Annotated in this window: 13 protein-coding genes and 1 tRNA gene; 1 reads left to right on the top strand and 13 read right to left on the bottom strand. The window is 63.2% G+C overall.

Features of this window, described 5'->3' with window-relative positions; genetic code table 11:
- Positions 1 to 119: 119 nt before the first annotated feature.
- From HPY55_12150 to spoIVA, 10 genes are all read right to left on the bottom strand, one after another.
- Complete coding sequence (locus tag HPY55_12150; protein NPV71376.1) at positions 120 to 482, bottom strand: DUF3870 domain-containing protein; 363 nt, start codon at positions 480 to 482, stop codon at positions 120 to 122.
- Positions 483 to 1,032: 550 nt separating this feature from the next.
- Positions 1,033 to 1,110: transfer RNA gene (locus tag HPY55_12145), tRNA-Pro, on the bottom strand.
- 283 nt (positions 1,111 to 1,393) lie between these two features.
- Positions 1,394 to 2,560, bottom strand: a complete 1,167-nt coding sequence (locus HPY55_12140) for a SpoIIE family protein phosphatase (protein NPV71375.1) — start codon at positions 2,558 to 2,560, stop codon at positions 1,394 to 1,396.
- Positions 2,561 to 2,565: 5 nt separating this feature from the next.
- Complete coding sequence (locus tag HPY55_12135; protein NPV71374.1) at positions 2,566 to 4,308, bottom strand: PAS domain-containing protein; 1,743 nt, start codon at positions 4,306 to 4,308, stop codon at positions 2,566 to 2,568.
- A gap of 17 nt (positions 4,309 to 4,325) precedes the next feature.
- Positions 4,326 to 4,583, bottom strand: a complete 258-nt coding sequence (locus HPY55_12130; protein ID NPV71373.1) for a (2Fe-2S) ferredoxin domain-containing protein — start codon at positions 4,581 to 4,583, stop codon at positions 4,326 to 4,328.
- A gap of 79 nt (positions 4,584 to 4,662) precedes the next feature.
- On the bottom strand, positions 4,663 to 6,756 hold the full coding sequence (locus tag HPY55_12125; protein NPV71372.1) for a 4Fe-4S dicluster domain-containing protein: 2,094 nt from the start codon (positions 6,754 to 6,756) through the stop codon (positions 4,663 to 4,665).
- 19 nt (positions 6,757 to 6,775) lie between these two features.
- Positions 6,776 to 9,202, bottom strand: a complete 2,427-nt coding sequence (locus tag HPY55_12120) for a 4Fe-4S binding protein (GenBank protein NPV71371.1) — start codon at positions 9,200 to 9,202, stop codon at positions 6,776 to 6,778.
- Between the two features lie 41 nt (positions 9,203 to 9,243).
- Positions 9,244 to 9,786 carry a helix-turn-helix transcriptional regulator gene (locus HPY55_12115; GenBank protein NPV71370.1) on the bottom strand — a complete coding sequence of 181 codons (543 nt, stop codon included), beginning with the start codon at positions 9,784 to 9,786 and terminating at the stop codon, positions 9,244 to 9,246.
- A gap of 190 nt (positions 9,787 to 9,976) precedes the next feature.
- Complete coding sequence (locus HPY55_12110; protein ID NPV71369.1) at positions 9,977 to 11,383, bottom strand: polysaccharide deacetylase family protein; 1,407 nt, start codon at positions 11,381 to 11,383, stop codon at positions 9,977 to 9,979.
- 120 nt (positions 11,384 to 11,503) lie between these two features.
- Positions 11,504 to 12,982, bottom strand: coding sequence for a stage IV sporulation protein A (gene spoIVA / locus HPY55_12105; GenBank protein ID NPV71368.1), 1,479 nt, complete (start codon positions 12,980 to 12,982; stop codon positions 11,504 to 11,506).
- Positions 12,983 to 13,165: 183 nt separating this feature from the next.
- Between spoIVA and HPY55_12100 the strand changes: the two genes are divergently transcribed.
- Positions 13,166 to 15,031: a bifunctional homocysteine S-methyltransferase/methylenetetrahydrofolate reductase gene (locus tag HPY55_12100; protein ID NPV71367.1), complete on the top strand. Its 1,866-nt coding sequence runs from the start codon at positions 13,166 to 13,168 to the stop codon at positions 15,029 to 15,031.
- Between the two features lie 3 nt (positions 15,032 to 15,034).
- Here HPY55_12100 and HPY55_12095 read toward each other — a convergent pair whose 3' ends face one another.
- From HPY55_12095 to HPY55_12085, 3 genes are read right to left on the bottom strand one after another with little or no spacing between them, the layout of a single operon-like run.
- Positions 15,035 to 16,045, bottom strand: coding sequence for an NAD(P)-dependent glycerol-3-phosphate dehydrogenase (locus HPY55_12095; protein NPV71366.1), 1,011 nt, complete (start codon positions 16,043 to 16,045; stop codon positions 15,035 to 15,037).
- A 53-nt stretch (positions 16,046 to 16,098) separates the two neighbouring features.
- Positions 16,099 to 17,442 carry a ribosome biogenesis GTPase Der gene (der, locus tag HPY55_12090; protein NPV71365.1) on the bottom strand — a complete coding sequence of 448 codons (1,344 nt, stop codon included), beginning with the start codon at positions 17,440 to 17,442 and terminating at the stop codon, positions 16,099 to 16,101.
- A complete protein-coding gene (locus HPY55_12085; protein ID NPV71364.1) occupies positions 17,439 to 18,731 on the bottom strand; it encodes a DUF512 domain-containing protein in 1,293 nt (430 codons plus the stop codon). Before HPY55_12085 ends, der begins: the two co-directional genes overlap by 4 nt.
- Positions 18,732 to 18,748: the final 17 nt, after the last annotated feature.

Below are 18,748 nucleotides of genomic sequence, written 5' to 3'. Positions count from 1 at the left end.
GGGCGCATCCGCCCTTGAGGCTGACATCGTGATCACAGGTCGCTGTCCCGCCGAAGCGAGCAGGTTCCCCAATCAACGTTATGCCCTTGTACGCCGGCTTACCAGATTACCAGCTTATCTCATTCCTCTTCCTCGACAGGGCAACCCGTCTTGTACGCTATGTACCGCTGTTCGATTACCCGCAAGGCCGCTATGATGGCTTTTTGCGCTGAGCCGTGATATCTCCGCTCGAACCTCTGCACGAGCGGCTCGATCCCGACGCCCAGGTCGTAGCCCACGACCAGCTTCTTGAAGAAGCTCTTGCCAACCGTTGTCGCGAGGGTGCAGTCGGCATCGATTATGACTTCCGTCCTTGGGTCTATCTCCACCCCGATGCCCAGAACCTTGTACAGCTGGTTTGCTGTGATCCCCTCGGGAATCCGGGCGTATCCAGTGACGAAAATGGTCCGCGACTCCGTTGGACCCGACGCCCCAAAACCCATTCATCCATCCCCCCGATATTCCCAAAGCCGGCCATCACTGCAACAAAACCCCGCTACGCATCACCTCACTGAAGAGGTCCTGCTGTTTGCGGGGTTTTCGCCTGCGTAGCGCCGGACCGACGGATCCGGACTGACAGGTGAATTGCCGTTTCGCATCTCCAGATGACCCGCGGTCATCAGTCCATGCGCAGGACTTAATTGGGTTTGTGAAATAGTTCGTTACCCCCCGAGGAATTCCTTCTAGGGATCCTCATCCGGGCGCGGATTTGTCTTGGTGGCGCGCTGGCACTACTGTCCACTGATCCGTCTTCGTCCCACGCTCCATCCCGCGCGGCTCCCGGAACCGAAAGACAACCTCGTTCTGGAACTGGAGAATCCTTTACTGCGCTGAGGTGGCTGTCCTCTGCGACGATGCAACTAGCCCCTCCGGGGAAAATGTTATCCTTTCTGGACCTCTGCGATCTTGGGCAGGCAAAGGGGCCAACAGTATATTTACCAACGAGCGTGTATCAAACAAAAGAGCCGCAATGGCTGCGGCTCAAATTCTTCATGGTCGGGCTGCCGAGACTTGAACTCGGGACCTCCTGAACCCCATTCAGGCGCGCTAGCCAAACTGCGCTACAGCCCGACGCTCCATATTGCGCAACACGCACGACTATGATAGCACGGCCGGCACCCATTGTCAAAACCACGGAAACCCAGTAATACAGCAGCGCACCTGCGGTTTTGCCTTGGGCCGCCCCCTCCGCGGCCCCACCGTACGATCCGCCGGGACGCCCTGGCCGGCGCCGGACGTCCTCCAAAAAGAAAATGCAGGAGGGGGTAGTCTCCTGCGTTCAAAGGGTACCTGGAGTTGAGGTTACCCGAAACCTGTCCACGAATGAGCCAGGGCTCGGCTCGCCGGCGGGCCTCTAATGGTACTCCACTGTCACCCGCTTGCCGAGCCGCCTGAGATGCCTCACGATATCGTCGATGATCTGCGGCTTCAGCGCCAGGAGCGGCGGAACCCCGGGACTCTGGTGCGCGGGGTTTATCGCCCTCCCGACTATGAAATGAACCCTGTCCGATTGGAGAAGAGTCACCGTCAAGATGCTGGCGCCGTCAGTGTTGAAGAACATCCTCGACAGGGGCACGCCTTCCTTCAGATTGTTGAGTACCCTGACGAGGGTAAGCATCCCCTCGGTGACCAGGTCGATGCCCTCGATGACGCCGATCGGCGGGACTTCGCCATCGGCGCAGCCCAGGTCCACCTCGATCTTCTTTCCGAGGACGCGTGCGACCATGTTCCCCGTGGTGCCGCCGCAGACGACCTTCTTCCCCGGCGCCCGCGCGAGCTTCGCTACCACCTTCGGGTCGTCGGCCGGCTCCCTCGGTGGCCCGACAAGCACGGTCACCGTTCGTGGCGCGCGGATTCTGACCACCACGGCGGAAGCGTCGTCACCGGGCTTGCCGCCGTAGAGCTTCTTGCACAGTGCGGTGATTTCCGCGGCGAACTCCTCCGCGGGAAGGTCCTTGGTGGCGAGCTGCTGCACGTAGGCGCCTACCCTGTCCCAGCCCCAGCCCAGATTCCAGATCCCGCCGATGCCGGCGTGCAGCACGCCGTCACTCACAAGGCACAGCCAGTCGCCGTCGTCCACCGTGAAATACGTTTCCCTGATGCTCCTCTCCCCGACTTTCCTCTCATTGAACGACAGCGGCGGGGAGCCGTTCTTGCCACCGGCAAACACGGCGGGATTGTCGTATTCGGCCAGGTATGCCCTTCCATCCTTGAATATCTGCAAGATGCTGAACGTGCTGTATGCGAGGTGCCTCACCTTACAGACCGGAAGCGTCGATGCCAGCGTCCCGATGACCTCGTCGATCTTGCAACCGCTCTTGAGCATCGTCGAGGCTATCCTCGTCGTCAGAGAGGACAGGATGTTGGCTTTGACGCCGCTCCCGAGGCCGTCCGACACGATGACGATGGTCGAGTCGGCGGTGTGGCTGATGTCGATCGAGTCCCCGCAGAGCTCCTCGCCAGCCTTATTCAGTTGGGACTTCCCGATCTCGATGAACAGCCCTTCCGGCCGCGCTGGCATCTTGCTCATTCCTTCTGCATCAATTCAATCAACCTGGTGAGCAGGACCTTAGTCTCGGCGGTGGTCTCGCCAAGCAGGCCCGCGATCTCCTGGGCGACCTTCATCTGCTTGTCGATGACCTCCTGCGCTCGGCTCACGACAGACTGCCGCGTCTTCTGTTCCTCGCTGCGCCGCTTTGCCTCTTCGGTCCTGTCCACGAATATGCCGATGACCACGTTTTCCTTGTCCACGTAGAAGATCGACTGGTCGGTGTTCAGCGAGTACTCAGGGTACCCTACTCTCACCCTGAGCAGCCTCTTTGTCTCGAGCGCCTTCTCAAAGTTGGACGGGTCGATGATAGTCGACAGGGGTTTGCCGACAACCTTTTGAGCGCTGCAACCGAACATCGCCTCAGCCGCACGGTTGACCTCGACAACGTCAAGCCTCGGGTTGACGACGATGATCCCGTTCGGGGTGGTCGATATGATAACATTGGACATGGATTCGGCGCGCTCGCGCATGTACGGCATGCACATCTGGATGTCCGCGAAGCCGTGGAACACCGCGACCGCTTTCTCGCGGCAGGAACCGTACCCGCACGCGCCGCAATTCAGCTCGTCGTCCGGGCCCATCTTCCCTGTCTGGGCGAGGATGCCGCGGATCGTGACTTCGTCCGGGGCCAGCGTATCGGGTCTCCGGTCGGAGTAGCCCCGCCGGAGGTCGATCTCGGGCCGAACATCGCTTTCGCTGTTTTCACCGGCCACGGCTCCGGCGCCCGAGCGGGCGTGGTAATACTGCAGTACCGCGCGGCGTCTCGAGTTCGAGTCCGGCTCCACGCCTTCGCATGTAACGAGTCCAGGGCCTGAGATGCACCCGCCCGCGCAGGCAAGCATCTCGACCATCTTCATCCGCTTCACGGAGTCGCCGCCGGACCTGACCTCCTGCAGGAACTGCATGCAGTTGTCGAGCCCGGTTACTACGCGGTATTCCTCCGACAGCATGTCGGTGGGCAGGGCAGCCGTTTTCAAGAGCCCGCCGTCCAGCGGGAACAGCCGTGATACGTCCGGCGCAGGGCCGTCGAACGACGATTCATCGAGCGACGATACGTCGACGTGCTCCTGCCGCAGCCAGTCGGCGAGTTCGGCGAAAGTGAGGGCTGCGTCGACCTCGCCACTGGGCTCGGCCTCTTCCTTCTTTGCGACGCAGGGTCCCACGAAGACGACAGCGGAACCGGGGTGCGCCGCTTTCAGGTAGCGCGCGTGGCCGACCATAGGCGAAACCACCGGCGCAAGGTGCGGCATCACTCCGGGGTAATACATCTCGATGAGGTTGACTATGACAGGGCAGGAGCTGGTTATCGACGGCGGGGGGACATCCCCCGCAGTACAAGCGTGCTCCTCCGCCACGGGACCCGCCGCGTACGCGGTCTCCTCCACCCTGCTGAAGCCGAGCTTCCTCAGGGCTGACACCACGCGCCCGTGGCGTTCGCTCACGAACGCGCCGGCGAACGACGGCGCCAGGCTCGCGATGACCTCGCGGCCGTTGCGGATCAGATCCTTGACCTTGTCGACGTCGGGGCGGACCTTCTTCGCTTTCTGGGGGCAGACGAGGAGGCACGTCCCGCACAGCACACATCGCTCGCCCATGACCTTGGCCCTGAGCTCGGACTTGGACGAGCCCCCCACGAACCGTATCGCCTTCACGGGGCAGGACCTGAGACACCTGTAGCAGTCCTTGCACCGCGCTTCAATGGTGCTGATTACGGGCACAGGATCACCCCCCGGCTTCACGAGCCGAGTTCCAGGGCAGGCAGGACCTCGCCCTGGAACAACCCCTCGACATCTTCCTTGTGTACCTGCGTGAATACCTTGTCCCCGATCTTCAACGTAACGCCGTTGGTGCAGCGTTCCATGCAGAAGCTCCCCTTGAGCACGACCCTGTGCTCCAGGCCGCGCGAAGCGAGGAGCTTCTTCAAGATCTCCACGATCTCTCCCGAGCCCCTGAGGAAACACGAGCTACCCATGCAGATCTCGATTGTCACCAACCCGTATCACATCCCCCGGGTAGGCGCCGGGCTGGGCAGGCGCACTCGCCCTGCGTCCCTGCCCAGCCTCAGCCCTGTGTCACTTCAACCGCGACAGCACATTATCGGCGAACACGGATTCGGCGTTCGCTTTGTTGACACCTGTAATGATTTCGTCGTTCACTTTCACGCTAACACCCTCACCACAGCGCTCCAGGCAGAACGTCGCCTGGAGGTTGACCTTCTTCTCCACGCCGTTCTTCTTCGCCGCGCCGAGGAACCTGTCGAGCACGTCGTAGGACCCCTTCAGGAAGCAGCCTGTCCCGACACACACCGAGACGTCCACCGCATCCGGCTCGGTCGACCGCAGTATTCCCGCGATGCGCTCTTCCTTGATCCTCTTGCGGTGTACGTAGTGGGTGTGCAGCGCGTGATGCGCCACCTCCCCGCCGGGCTTCCCGAGCCACTCGGCGTATACCTTGTCCAGGAAGGGGTTCTCCTTTGGATTCTTTATCTGGAGTTCGCGGTCTATCGAGTACAAACCGGAGATCCTCTGCGCCTTACGCCCGCCCGCTACCGCCAGCGGCTGCGCGCCGCTCGACACCGGTTGTCCCCCGCCGCCGACGCACCCGCCGGGGCAGGCCATGACCTCCACGGCGTCGTACGATTCGCTACCGTCCTCGATCGCCTCGATCAGCCGCTCAGCATTCGAGAGGCCTGACACCACGGCCATCCGGATCTTCTGGGAGCCTAGCTGGACCCCGGCCTTCTTGATGCCGTCCAGCCCGCGAACCGGCTCGTACTCGATGTCACCGAGATCCCCGCCGGTCGTGAGGGCGTACGCCGTCCTCACAACAGCCTCCATCACGCCGCCGCTCGCGCCGAAAATCACGCCTGCGCCGCTCACCATGCCGAACGGGGCGTCGAGCGCCGAAGGTTCGATCGCGTCAAACAGTATACCGGCCTGCTTGAACATTGCCGCCGCCTCCACCGTTGTCAGCACGGCGTCGACATCGCGCGAATCCTCCGTAGTGAATTCTGGCCGCTGCGCCTCGAACTTCTTGGCGGTGCAGGGCATGATAGAGACCACGAACACCTCCTTCGGGCTCTTGCCGAGCTTCTTCGCGTAGAACTTCTTCACCAGCGCACCGAACATCTGCTGCGGCGACCTGCACGTCGACAGGTTGTCCAGGAGTTCGGGGTGGAACTGCTCGCAGTACTTCACCCAGCCCGGGCAGCACGACGTGAATATCGGGAGTCTGCCGCCGCCGCTCTTCCTCTCGAGGAACTCGAGCGTCTCCTCAAGTGCCGTCATGTCGGCGGTGAACACTGTGTCGAACACCTTGTCCACGCCTATCATCCTGAGCGCGCTGGCTATCTTGCCGGTGGCCGCCTCGCCCGCCGGCAGGCCGAACTCCTCGCCGAGCGCCACTCGGACAGCGGGGGCTATCTGCACGACCACCGTCTTCGACGGGTCGTGTATGGCGCCCCACACCCTGTCTATCTCGGGCTTCGCCGTGAGCGCGCCCGTGGGGCACACGGCCACGCACTGGCCACAGTTGATGCACTCGACGTCCGCCAGATTCTTCCCGAACGCCGGTACGACGGCAGTCTTCGGGCCGCGGTGCGCGAACTCGAGCACGCCGACGCCCTGGACCTCGCGGCACATCCTCACGCAGTCACCGCACAGGATGCACTTCTTCGGGTCCCTGACGATGGACGGGCTGCTCGTGTCCATCGCGAACTGAGCCCTGGCCGCGGGGCTGCCATCCGCCGGCTTCCCGCCGTACCTTATCGTCGAGACGCCCACCTGGTCGGCCAGCCGCTGCAGCTTGCACTGCCAGTTCTTACCGCAGGTCGTGCACTCCCTGTCGTGTTCCGCCAGGATGAGCTCCAGGATCATCTTGCGTATCTTCTGCGCCTGCTCCGTGTTCGTCCTGATGACCATGCCCTCGCGCGGCTCGATGGAGCACGACGCCTGGAGGCCCATTCCGTCTACCTCCACGAGACACATCCTGCACGCCCCGTAAACGCTGAGCTCCGAGTGGTAGCAGAACGACGGGATCTCAATTCCATTGTTCCTGGCCAGCTCGAGCACATTTCTCTCGCCCCTGATGGGTACCAGCCGGCCGTTCAGGTTCACGCGGCCCTGAGTCGCGGTCACAGCCGCGGCCGCGGTTGCGCTATCTGCCATCCTGATCTCCTCCCCGCCGTTACGACACCCCGATGGCGCCGAACTTGCACTTCTCCACGCACGTGCCGCACTTGGTGCACGCGTCCTGATCGATCACGTAAGGCTTCTTGATCTCGCCGGATATCGCGCCCGCGGGGCACGCCTTCGCGCACACACCGCATCCCTTGCACCTGGACGCCTCTATCCCGTACTTCACCAGCGCCTTGCACACGCCGGCGGGGCACCGCCTCTCCCGGACGTGCGCCATGTACTCGTCCCTGAAGTACTTCATGGTGGTGAGCACGGGGTTCGGCGCCGTCTTACCGAGGCCGCACAGGGCGCTGTTCTTCACGTTCATCGCAGTCTCGTACAGCAGGTCGACGTCCTGCTCGGTCGCCTTGCCCTCGGTGATCTTCTTGAGGAGGTCGAGCATGCGCTTGGTCCCCTCGCGACAGGGAACACACTTGCCGCACGACTCGCTCTGCACGAAGCCCATGAAGAACTTCGCCATCTCGACCATGCAGGTGCCGTCGTCGACCACGACGAGGCCGCCGGAACCGACCATGGCGCCTACGGACGTCAGCGCCTCGTACTCGAGCGGCAGGTCCAGGTGGTCCTTTGTGAGGCATCCGCCCGACGGTCCGCCGATCTGGACCGCCTTGAAGGGCCTCTCGCGCCTCATCCCGCCGCCAATGCCGAACACGACCTCGCGCAGGGTCATGCCCATCGGGACTTCGATGAGCCCCGTGCGGGCGACCTGGCCCGCGAGCGAGAACGTCTTGGTGCCTGCGCTCTTCGCCGTGCCATACTTGTTGTAAGCCTTCGCCCCGTTCGCGATGATGTACGGGACATTTGCATAGGTCTCAACGTTGTTGATCAGGGTGGGCTTGCCCCACAGGCCTGACACCGCAGGGAACGGCGGCCTCGGCCTCGGCATGCCCCTTTTACCCTCGATTGACTGCAGGAGCGCCGTTTCCTCGCCACACACGAACGCCCCGGCGCCCTCCTTCAGCGTCACCCTGAACGAGAACCCCGTCCCGAGGATGTTGTCGCCCAGGAGGCCAGAGCCTTCGGCGTCGGCGATCGCCTTGCGGAATCTCTTCACAGCGAGCGGGTACTCCGCGCGACAGTAGATGTATCCCTCGTCCGCTCCGACCGCGTATCCCGCGATCATCATGCCCTCGAGCACGCGGTGCGGGTCACCCTCGAGCACGCTCCTGTCCATGAACGCGCCCGGGTCGCCCTCATCCGCGTTACACACGACGTACTTCTTGTCGCCCTTCGATTGCCTGGCGAACTGCCACTTCTTGCCTGTGGGGAATCCACCGCCGCCGCGACCCCTGAGGCCGGACGCGGTCACTTCCTCGATGACCCGCTCCGGCATCATTTCGGTGAGTGCCTTTGCGAGTCCCTGGTATCCCCCGATCGCGATGTACTCCTCGATGTCCTCGGAATCGATGAGCCCGCAAGTCCGCAGGACTATCTTCTTCTGACCACTGTAGAACGGGATCTCGCTCTCGCTCCGCGCGACCTTCCCAGTCGCGGGGTCCTTGTATAGTAGCCTCTCGACGATCTCGTTCTTCTCAATGGTCTTTCCGACTATGTCCTCGGCGTCCTCCGGCTTGACCTTGATGTACATGACCGAGCCGGGCTCTATCTTCACGAGCGGCCCTATCTGGCAGTACCCGTGGCAGCCGGCCTTGACGACGCCCACCTTCCCGGCGGCGCGGGGTCCCTCGGTGACCAGCGACACGTCGGCCAGCAGCCCCCTGGAGGCCACGATCCTCCTGATCTCCTCGTACACCTTGAGCGAGCCGTTGGCGACGCACGCCGTCTCGGCGCATACAAGGATCCTTGCCTTCTCGGACCTCATCGCGGATTCGGCCTTCTCCGCCGACGCGACCAGGTCTCCCTTGCGCGATATCTTGAACGTGACAGGTTGAGACGAAGGCCCCTCCGTCGACTGCTCCTGCGGACCGTCCTCTCGCTTGAGCAGGCTCTCCACCAGCTTCTTGCCCTCTTCGGGCGTCATCTGGCCGTGAACCTCGACGTCGTTGACCATGACCGCGGGCGCCAGACCGCACGCCCCCAGGCACGCGACCGGCTCCACCGTGAGCTTCAGGTCCTGCGTCGTGATCTCATCGTCCTTGAGGCCGGCCGCCTGCTTGATTGCGTAGCAGACGTGGTCCGAACCCCGGACGTGGCAGGCGGTGCCGTCACATACCTTTATCACGTACTTCCCCTTGGGACTCAGCGAGAACTGCGAGTAGAAGGTCGCCACGCCGAACACGACCGATGGCGGGATCCTCAGCGCAGTAGCGACGTACGCCAGCACTTCCTCCGGGAGGTACCGGTACTCCGCCTGCACGTCCTGGAGTATGGCAACCAGGTTCGTCGCCTTCCGTCCGTGCTTGGACACGATCTCGTTGAGCTTTGAAAACTTCCTCTGAGCCTCAGCCGCCGTCACCAGAAGAAACCCCCTTCCACCGACAACCCGTCACCGGCGGTTCACGCGCCGGGCGGGCAGACGATCCAGAGCGCCACCGCGGTACGGTCACCCGGGTTACGGACAACCGCGGGGTGCTCGAACATGAAATAGGCCACGTCCCCCTCGTTCAGCGTGTATGCCTTTCGGCCGAACGAGACCTCGATGGTGCCTTCCTGCACGTAGACGAGGTCTTCCCTGTCGTGGCTGTATATGAATCCCTGCTGGGTCGCGCCGGGTTCGAGCCGCAGGGCAACCGGCTGCATCTTCTTGTTCCGCGGGCCGAGGAAGTTCAGGAGCTCCACCCTGACACCGGGATCCCCGGTGACAATGTGCCGCCTGCGATCCTTCCTGACGACCTCCCATTCCTCGGGCAGGTCGTCCCCGGCGAGCAATGCGACGCTCGTATTGAGCGCGCCGGCTATACCTTTCAGAGTCGAGAACGAGGGCGATACCTTGCCCTGCTCGATCTGGTAAATGAAGCTTGGGGTGACCCCCACGCTGGCAGCCAGGTTCCTGACCGACATATGACAGTTCATCCTGAGCTTCTTCAGGCGTTCACCTATCACGGCAGTCCCTCCGACAGGCCCGGGTTTGGATCGCACATCTCTTGCCATTTACTATTATCGAGCCGGACTTTACAGGTGTCAAGTAGATAAGTGATGACTTTCACAATAACTGGCCGCGTTTCATCTACTTGCGGGGAATGATCGGGGTTTCACTCGCGGTTCCGCGGTATTGCTCGGCCGTACTTGCCTACTCCTGCGCGGCGGGCGGGTTGCCGCTAAGGTCGGACAGGACTATCAGCTGGTCCACGGTGACGAACCGGAAGCCCTTGCTCCTCAGATCTTTGATGATCAAGGGCAGCGCCCTCACGGTGGCCGCCCTGCTGCCGCCCTGGGCGCTCAGCAGGCTGCCGCTGTCGTGGAAAAGGATGATGTCGCCACCGCGCGCGCCGGCGCACGTCGAGACTATTTCCCTGTAAGAGGGCTCGGCCCAGTCGCGCGAACTGAGCTTCCATAACACGATCGTGTACCGCTTCTGGATTAACAGATGGCGAACCGCTGCCTGTGCAAGACCTCGCGGGGGCCGAAAGAGCACCGTACGCACGCCGCACACATTCTCGATCGCCTCTTCACACCTGTCGATCTCGTCCTCTGCCTTCTTGCCCGAGAGGAGCGGCATGTTGAGATGAGAGTAGCTGTGGTTGCCCACCGAGTGGCCCTCATCGACAATGCGCCTGGCGATCGCGGGGTACTTCTCCACGTGCCGTCCGACCAGGAAGAACGTCGCACGGACGTCGTTCTCCTTGAGGATGTCGAGCACCTTTGGGGTCCATACCGGGTCAGGGCCGTCGTCGAACGTGAGCGCGATAACCTTGAGGTCGGGGCTTCCGCCGCGCACGACCCCTATCTGAAGCCCGAAACCCCGGTAGACGTACTTGTTGCCGAACCAGAAGACCGCCACGAGGAGGCTGACGATGGCGGCGGCCACGCGGAGCCCGGTCTTCTTCTTGCGCACGGGCTCATCCTCGTCCGCCTCGTCCTCTTCCCCGAGGATCGAGCCGCCTTCGTCGACAGGAGGGGCCTTGCCCTCCGAGATCCTGGCCAGGCCGCCGGCCATCTGGATCAGCACCATGGCGGACATGAGAACGCCATATATCACGAACACGTCGTGGTGGCGAACGAGGTAGAGGATCAATGGAAGGAGGCCGAAGCTGAGCACGGTGCTGACGGACGTGAACCGGGTCAGGCGGAATGCCGCGACCCACACCGCAAGCATGATGAGGAGCGAGGCAGGCGCGATCGGGGCCATCGCCCCTGTGGCGACCGATATGCCCTTCTGCCGCGGGGAGTAGCCCAGGAACGGCCACGCGTGCCCCATGACGGCGAACAGGCCCGCGATCATCATCCCGATCTGCGAGCCGACGAACACCCTGGCGGCAAACACCACAGACAGCCCTTTCACGGTGTTCACCGTGATCGTGGGGATCTCGCCGAGGACGGGCGAGACGATCCTCGCCCAGCGAGAGCCGTTAAGCCTGATAACTGAGGGATCGAACCCCCTCCGCCTGATCCACTCCTTTATTTTGGCCGAGATCGACTCCCCGGGCAGCGAACCTACCAGGTACGACGCTGCTGCGAGTATGCCGAAGCCGTACAACTACACCATCCTTCCGGTGGGATTGCCCCCCGGCGTATTCTGCGCTGGTCAGCCCACATCCTGCAGAAAGAAAAAACGGCCGGGCTGGGCCGGCTCGTTGGCGTAGCCACCGGCGGGTTCCTACAGGATTATGCAGATCAGGCCGGCGCTGCCCTCGTTAACGATCCGTGTCAGCGTCTCCTGAAGCTTTTCCTGGGCGTTCCCAGGCATCCCGTAGAGCTTGTTCTGGATACCCTCCCTCATCAACTCGTGAAGTGATTTCCCGAACATATTCGATTCCCAGATCTTCTTTGGGTCATCCTCGAACTGGTCGAGGAGGTACTTGACGAGTTCTTCGCACTGCCTCTCCGTCCCGATAAGCGGCGTGACCTCGGTGGATATGTCGGCGCGAATCATGTGTATGGACGGCGCCCGCGCCTTCAGCCTGACGCCGAACCTGTTCCCCTGACGTATCAGCTCGGGCTCCTCGAACACCATCTCCGAGATGCGCGGCTGGACCATGCCGTACCCGGTTTCGCGCACCTCCTTCAGGCCGCTCGCCACCTTGTCGTACTCGCGCCTCGCGGTCGTCAGAACCCTCATGATCTTGACCAGGTCGGCTTTGTCTCCTATTTTTTCGTCAGCCATCTCACCGAGTATGTCGAAGAACAACTGCTCGCGAGCGGCTATCTCGACGTCGGCCACCCCGGTCCCCATGTCCATGCGCTTGAGGGCGACCTCCTGCACGAGTTCGCTCATCGACAGCCTGTTGACGGCGCGGTCCACGTCCTTGAGCCTCCGGACGTTCGCCACCGCGTCCCTGACTGCGTCCTCGAACTTCAACTTGAGCCAGTGCCTGGGCTCGAGTTCGTCAACCCACCTGGGCAGGGCGATGTTGACCTCCTTGACGGGGAACTCGTACAGCACCTGCTCCAGGACCAGAACGACGTCGTCCGTGGTCATGCTCGCGCAATCCACCGGAATGACCGAGACGTCATACTTCTCCTCGAGTTCTCCGGCGAGCTGCGACGTCTCCTTGGTGTACGGGTTTACCGTGTTGAGGACCACTATGAACGGCTTGCCAAGATCCTTCAGCTCGGCGACGACCCTCTCCTCAGCGGAGACGTAGGCGTCGCGGGGGATGTCCGTGATGCTGCCGTCCGTCGTGATGACGAGGCCTATGGTTGAGTGTTCCGAGATGACCTTCTTTGTGCCGATCTCCGCGGCTTCCTGAAACGGTATCTCGTGCTCAACCCATGGCGTCAGCACCATCCGCTGGGCTTCGGCCTCCTCGTAGCCGAGCGCTCCGGGGACCACGTAGCCTGTGCAGTCGACCAGCCTCACCCTGAAGGTAATGTTGTCCCTGAAGGAGATCTCCACACCTTCGTCGGGAACGAACTTGGGCTCGACCGTCATGATCGTCCGCCCCGCCGCGGCCTGCGGCAGCGCGTCCCTGGCCCGCTCCCTTTCGTTCGGGTCGGCTATGTTAGGGAGCACCAGAAGCTCGACGAATTTCCTGATAAAGGTGGATTTCCCCACTCGAACTGGCCCAACGACTCCCACGTATATGTCTCCGCCGGTTCGTTCGGCTATATCCTTCAGGACATCGAACTTCTCCATCCACCTATCCCCCCTTGCTCTCGTACGACACATTCATATTCCAAGCCCTAATAGAACTTTCCAAAAAAGCTAGTGCCCGGAAGAACTGGTGCTTCCCATCGTGACCTGGTCGTGCTAGAATACCTGCAATTACCACAACCGCCGCCTCTGCGCGATGGGTGTGTATCCGGAAGGTGGACGACCGTGGCGTCACCATTTCTTGATTCGTTGCGATCGAAGGTGCTCGTCTGTGATGGCGCAGTGGGGACTCAGATTTACGAGAAGGGTGTGCCGTACGGCAGGTGCCTCGACATCCTGAACGTGAACGAGCCGGGCCTGGTGTTCTCCATACACGAGGAATACGTGCGGGCCGGGGCCGACATAATCGAGACCAACACATATGGCGCCAACGCGGTGAAACTTGCCGCGTTTGGGTATGCCCACAGGGTTCGGGAGATAAATCAGGCCGGGGCGGCACTGGCCCGCCGCGCGGCGTCCCGTGGTGTGTATGTGGCAGGTGCCGTCGGGCCCCTGGGACCGGGCCTCGAGCCCCTGGGTATCGCGCGGGACGCCGACGTCCAATCCGTCTTTGAGGAGCAGGTATCCGCGCTCGCCGAAAGCGGCGTGGACCTGATCATCCTGGAGACTCTCTCAGACCTCGCGGAAGCCTGCGCAGCCCTGCGCGCCGTCAAAGCGGTGTGCGACCTGCCTGTCGTGTGCCAGATGAGTTTTCTCGGGGACGGGTACACAGCGGCGGGCGTCAGCCCGCTCACGGCAGCCGCCCGGCTCACTCCTTTGCGTCCTGACGCCCTCGGGCTCAATTGCGGGTCCGGCCCCTACGACGCCGTGACGCCCCTCCGTGAACTGGCGGGAGCCACCGGCGGCGCGTTTCCGTTGTCTGTCCAGCCCAACGCCGGGGTATCAAGGGGCGTCGACGGTCGCGTGGTCTGCTCTTCCTCACCGGCATATTTCGCCTCTTTTTGGGGCGAATGGGTATTCTCCGGGGCGAGGATCATCGGCGGCTGCTGCGGGACTACGCCCGACCACACACGCGCTCTGGTCGACGCCCGGAACCGGATGAAGGCCCCGCAGACCCCGGCACAGGCCGCTATCGCGGCGCCCGGCTCGCGACCGGCCTTGGAGGCCCCAGCCCATGCGTTTCCCGGCAAAGGCCGTCCCGAGGAACCCGGGCTGGTTCCCGGCCGTAACCTGCTGGACAAGATGCGCGAGCGGTTCGTCATAACCGTGGAGATAGACCCCCCAAAGGGGGCCGGGTTCTCCCGCGTCCTCGCCGCGGTAAGGCTACTGAGGCAGTGCGGTGTGGATTCGGTGAACATCGCTGACAACCCAATGGCACGGATGAGGATGAGCCCGATTGCCCTGGCCCACCTGATCCAGGAGAAAGGTGGCATGGAGACGATCCTTCACCTGACCTGCAGGGACAGGAACCTCCTGGGCCTGCAGTCCGACCTGATCGGCGCATGGGCGCTCGGAATCAGGAGCGTTCTCGCTTTGACGGGGGACCCCCCCGCAAGGGGCGACCACCCCGGAGCCGCCGCCGTTTTCGACGTGAACTCGACCGGGCTCATAAACATCGTTGCTGCCCTCAACGCCGGCCACGACGTTTCCGGGAATTCACTGCCGGAGCCAACCCGGTTCGCCGTCGGCGCGGCCGTGGACCCCGGCGCCAATGACCTGGAGCGCGAACTCGGACGCCTCGAGGAGAAGGTATCGGCCGGCGCGGCGTTCGTGCTGACCCAGCCAGTTTTCGACCCTGCAGTGCTCGAGCGATTTGTCGCACGTGCCTCCGGCCTTCGTATTCCCGTAATCGCCGGGATCCTCCCACTGAGGTCGGCCAGGCACGCGCGGTTCCTCCACAACGAAGTACCGGGGATGGTAATCCCTGAATGGATCCGCTCAAAGATGGAGGCCGCAGGCAACGACAGTGCTGCCGGAGTACAGATCGCCGCGGACACACTGCGTGAAATAAAGCCCATCTCGCAGGGGGCCTATATCACCCCCCCGTTCGACAGGTACGAGGTGGTTCCGGAGATCCTCGATTCGTTGTGATGTCTATTCGGTCTTTTTGTCGCGCGTCATTATCTCGCCGACCACGTCCACGGGCCTCCTCCCCTCGAAGAGGACCTCATACACCTTCTCCGCCACAGGCGCCTCCACTCCCGAGGAACGGGCCAGCATCACTACGGACCTGGTGGTCTGGGCGCCTTCAACCAGTGAGCGCGACGAACTGACGAACTCCTCCAGGCTCTGCCCCGCCGCCAGCGCCATCCCCGCGCGCCTGTTCCGGCTGTATTCGCCCATGCACGTGAGCACGAGGTCACCCATCCCCGCCAGGCCCGCGAAGGTGTGCTTGTCCGCGCCGAGGGCGGTGCCGAGGCGGGTTATCTCGGCCAGGCCCCTGGTGATCAGCGCCGCCCTGGCGTTGTATCCCAGTCCGAGACCCTCCGCCATCCCGACCGCCAGGGCTATGACGTTCTTGAGCGCGCCGGCGACCTCCACACCCACGACATCGGGGTTGGTGTATACGCGGAAACTGGGGGTCATGAGGACGTCTTGCAGGTAGCAGGCCAGCGCCGCATCAGCGCAGGCAACCACTGTCGCAGTGGGCAAACGCCTGCCCACCTCGATGGCGAAGTTGGGGCCCGAAAGCACGGCGTAGCCACTGCAGAGGTCGCCCATTTCCCCGGCGGCGACCTCCGATATCCTGAGATAAGTCCCCTCTTCCAGGCCCTTGCACGTTGACACCAGCGCCGGCCTGAGCCCGCCGGTCCGGCGGATCGTTGCGGCGGCAGCGCGGCATACCTCTCGAGCCGCGGCCGTCGGAACGGCGAGTATCACCACTTCCGCGCGGTCGAGCGCTACGGCGACGTCGACCGTGGCCGTCACGCCCTCGAGATTCACCCCGGGGAGGTACTCGCGGTTCTCGTGGGCCGAGTTGAACTTCTCGACAGCATCCGGCCTGCGCCCCCAGATGAACACACTGCTCCCCGCGTCGGTCAGCGGCACGGCCAGGGCGCTGCCCCACGCACCCAGGCCCAGTATCGCAACTTTCCGCAATGCCATCGCCCTCCGGAATGCCCGACCTTCGTCCGGCCGCCGCGGCGGCCGGACGGCATCTACTCTCTCCTGCGGAACCTGATGACCAGGGGTGTGCCTTCGAAGCCGAAGGACTGACGCAAGCGCCCTTCGAGATACCTCACGTACGGCACCTTGACGATTCCCGGCTCATTCACGAACAACACGAACACCGGCGGTCTCGCCGCAACCTGTGTCGCGTAGTAGACCTTCAGCTCCTTGCCTTTCTCGGAAGGCGGCGGCGAGAGCAGAAAAGCCTCGTGTATCACCCTGTTGAGTTCGGGTGTCGGCACCCGGCGGGCGTGCTGGACGGCGGCTTCCCAGGTCCCATCGATGAGGGTGGTCACACCCTGCCCGTCCGTGGCGGTAGTGAAAACCACCGGGGCGTGCGACACGAATCCGAGATGCCAGCGCGCCAGCTCGACCAGCGCCTCGCGGCGCTCCTCCAGTTCGCCGGGCCTGCTCCTGCGGCCAGCCTCGTCTATCGATACGAGGTCGAACTTGTTGAAGCACAGAACCAGCGCCTTGCCCTTATCCTGGACGTACCCCGCTATCTTCTTGTCCTGATCCGTGACACCCTGGTCCGCCGCAATGACCAGGACCGCTACGTCCGCCCTGTCGACGGCGCGGAGCGCCCTGGAAACGCTGTATTTCTCGAGAGACTCGCCGACTTTCGAGCGACGCCGCATGCCGGCGGTATCGATGAACAGGAACTTCCTGTCCCCAATGTCGCGCGCGACGTCAACCGCGTCCCTCGTGGTCCCGGGCTCGCTCGACACGATCACTCTCTCTTCCCCGAGGATGGCATTGAGCAGTGATGACTTTCCGACGTTGGGACGCCCCACAATCGCCACCTTCACGCGGGAGTCGTCCTCCCCCGGGGCCTCGTACTGGGGCAGTAGGGTCGCGATCCGGTCCAGGAGATCGCCTGTTCCGGTCCCGTGAATGGCCGAGACCACCACCGGCTCCCCGAGTCCCAGCGAATACGCATCGGCCTCGGCCGCTCCGGCTCCCGCCCCTTCACCCTTGTTCACTACCAGGATCGCCGGCCTGCCCGACCTCCTGACAACCTCGGCCGCGTCGCGGTCGGCCGGGGCCACGCCGTCGCGTGCGTCAACCACGAGGAGCGTGACGTCGGCCTCGGCCAGAGCGAGCTCAACCTGCCGCCGTATCTGCGCGCCCATGGGATCCCTGGCATCCGCAACGAGGCCCCCCGTGTCCACGAGTGTGAACCATTTGCCCTGCCACTCGGTGTCGGAAGTAATGCGGTCCCTGGTGACCCCGGGGATGTCCTCGACGATGGCCACCCGCTTCTGTACCAGCCTGTTGAACAGCGCCGATTTTCCAACGTTGGGCCTTCCGATTATGGCGACGACCGGCTTCATGGCGATCCCCTGTCTTCCCTCTTGAGTCTTTCGAGCAGGTCCTTCGGAGACGGCCCCGCGACCGCGACCCTGGCGCCCAGCGCCGTTTCGAGGTCGCTCAGCGTCATGTCATCGAGGAACACCCCATCCCTCAAGGACACCGCGGGGACAACGATCAGCCGCCCAGCCGCTCCCCCCGACGCGGCAACGGCCGCGGCGATATCCCGCCCCGTCAACAGGCCGGAGACGCTCACAGTCTCGCCAAAGAACCTGTTCAGGACGGGCAACACGGACACGTCGACGCCACGTATCCGGTTGAGTTCCACGGAGGCGCTCCTGAGCAGCGCAATTGCCAGGCGCCCGCATACGGCGGTGGCCGAAACGCCGCGCGAGAAGGAACGCGGCAATCTCAAGCGCCGGAGGTCGTCGAGGAACGCCGGGGCTATCCCGATACCGTTCTCGTACTGCGGAAAACCCCCATAGTAGTCAAGCGGCGGGAACTCGCGGCCCGTCGCCAGGAACAATTCGTCCGCAAGGAAGACAAACCCATCGCCGTTGGCCCGCCGGAAACGGGCGTGAGCGGCCAGTCCCCAGTCGATCAACCGCGACATTTCCTCGCCGGACATCGCCCTGATCCCGCAATCGCGCCTCTGGAACCTCGTCAATCCCACTGGGACCACGCCCACCGACGCTACGCCGGGCCAGAATCCGGACAGATCCTCGATGGTCCTGTCCAAGTGCTGTTCGTCATTCACCCCTGGGCACACGACCACCTGTGCGTGGACTCTTATGCCGTTCGAGGTCAGGTATTCGAGCCGTTCCATTACGTCCCGGGCCGAGCGCGCCCCCAGCAGGTATTCGCGCACACCGGGGTCAGTGCTGTGGACCGAAACGTATATGGGGCTGAGGCGCTGCTCGACGATCCTCGCGAATTCGTCGTCGCGCATGTTGGTCAACGTGACGAAGTTCCCGTGGAGAAACGAAAGGCGGTAGTCGTCGTCCTTCAGATACAGAGATGCACGCATTCCAGCGGGCAGCCCGTCGATGAAGCAGAATGGGCACGAATTGGCGCAGCGTTTAACACCGTCGAAAACGTCCGACTCGAACGACACTCCCAATGGCTCGTCGGGGTGCTTCTCGATCTCGTAAACGACCCTCTCCCCGCACCGCTTCTCCACCTCGACCTCGATGCGGCCGTCGGCGGCGAGGAACCTTAAGTCGATGACGTCCCGCGGGGCGCGACCATTCACGGCGACTATCGCGTCGCCCGTTTCGATGCCAATCTCGCCCGCGATTCCGCGCGGTTCCACCGCGGAAACGACACCGC

This window comes from Bacillota bacterium, from assembly GCA_013178305.1.
Classification (GTDB): domain Bacteria; phylum Bacillota; class Sulfobacillia; order JABLXB01; family JABLXB01; genus JABLXB01.
The sequence above is the reverse complement of the archived record's forward strand: the minus strand, read 5'-3'. Positions and strand labels throughout refer to the sequence as shown.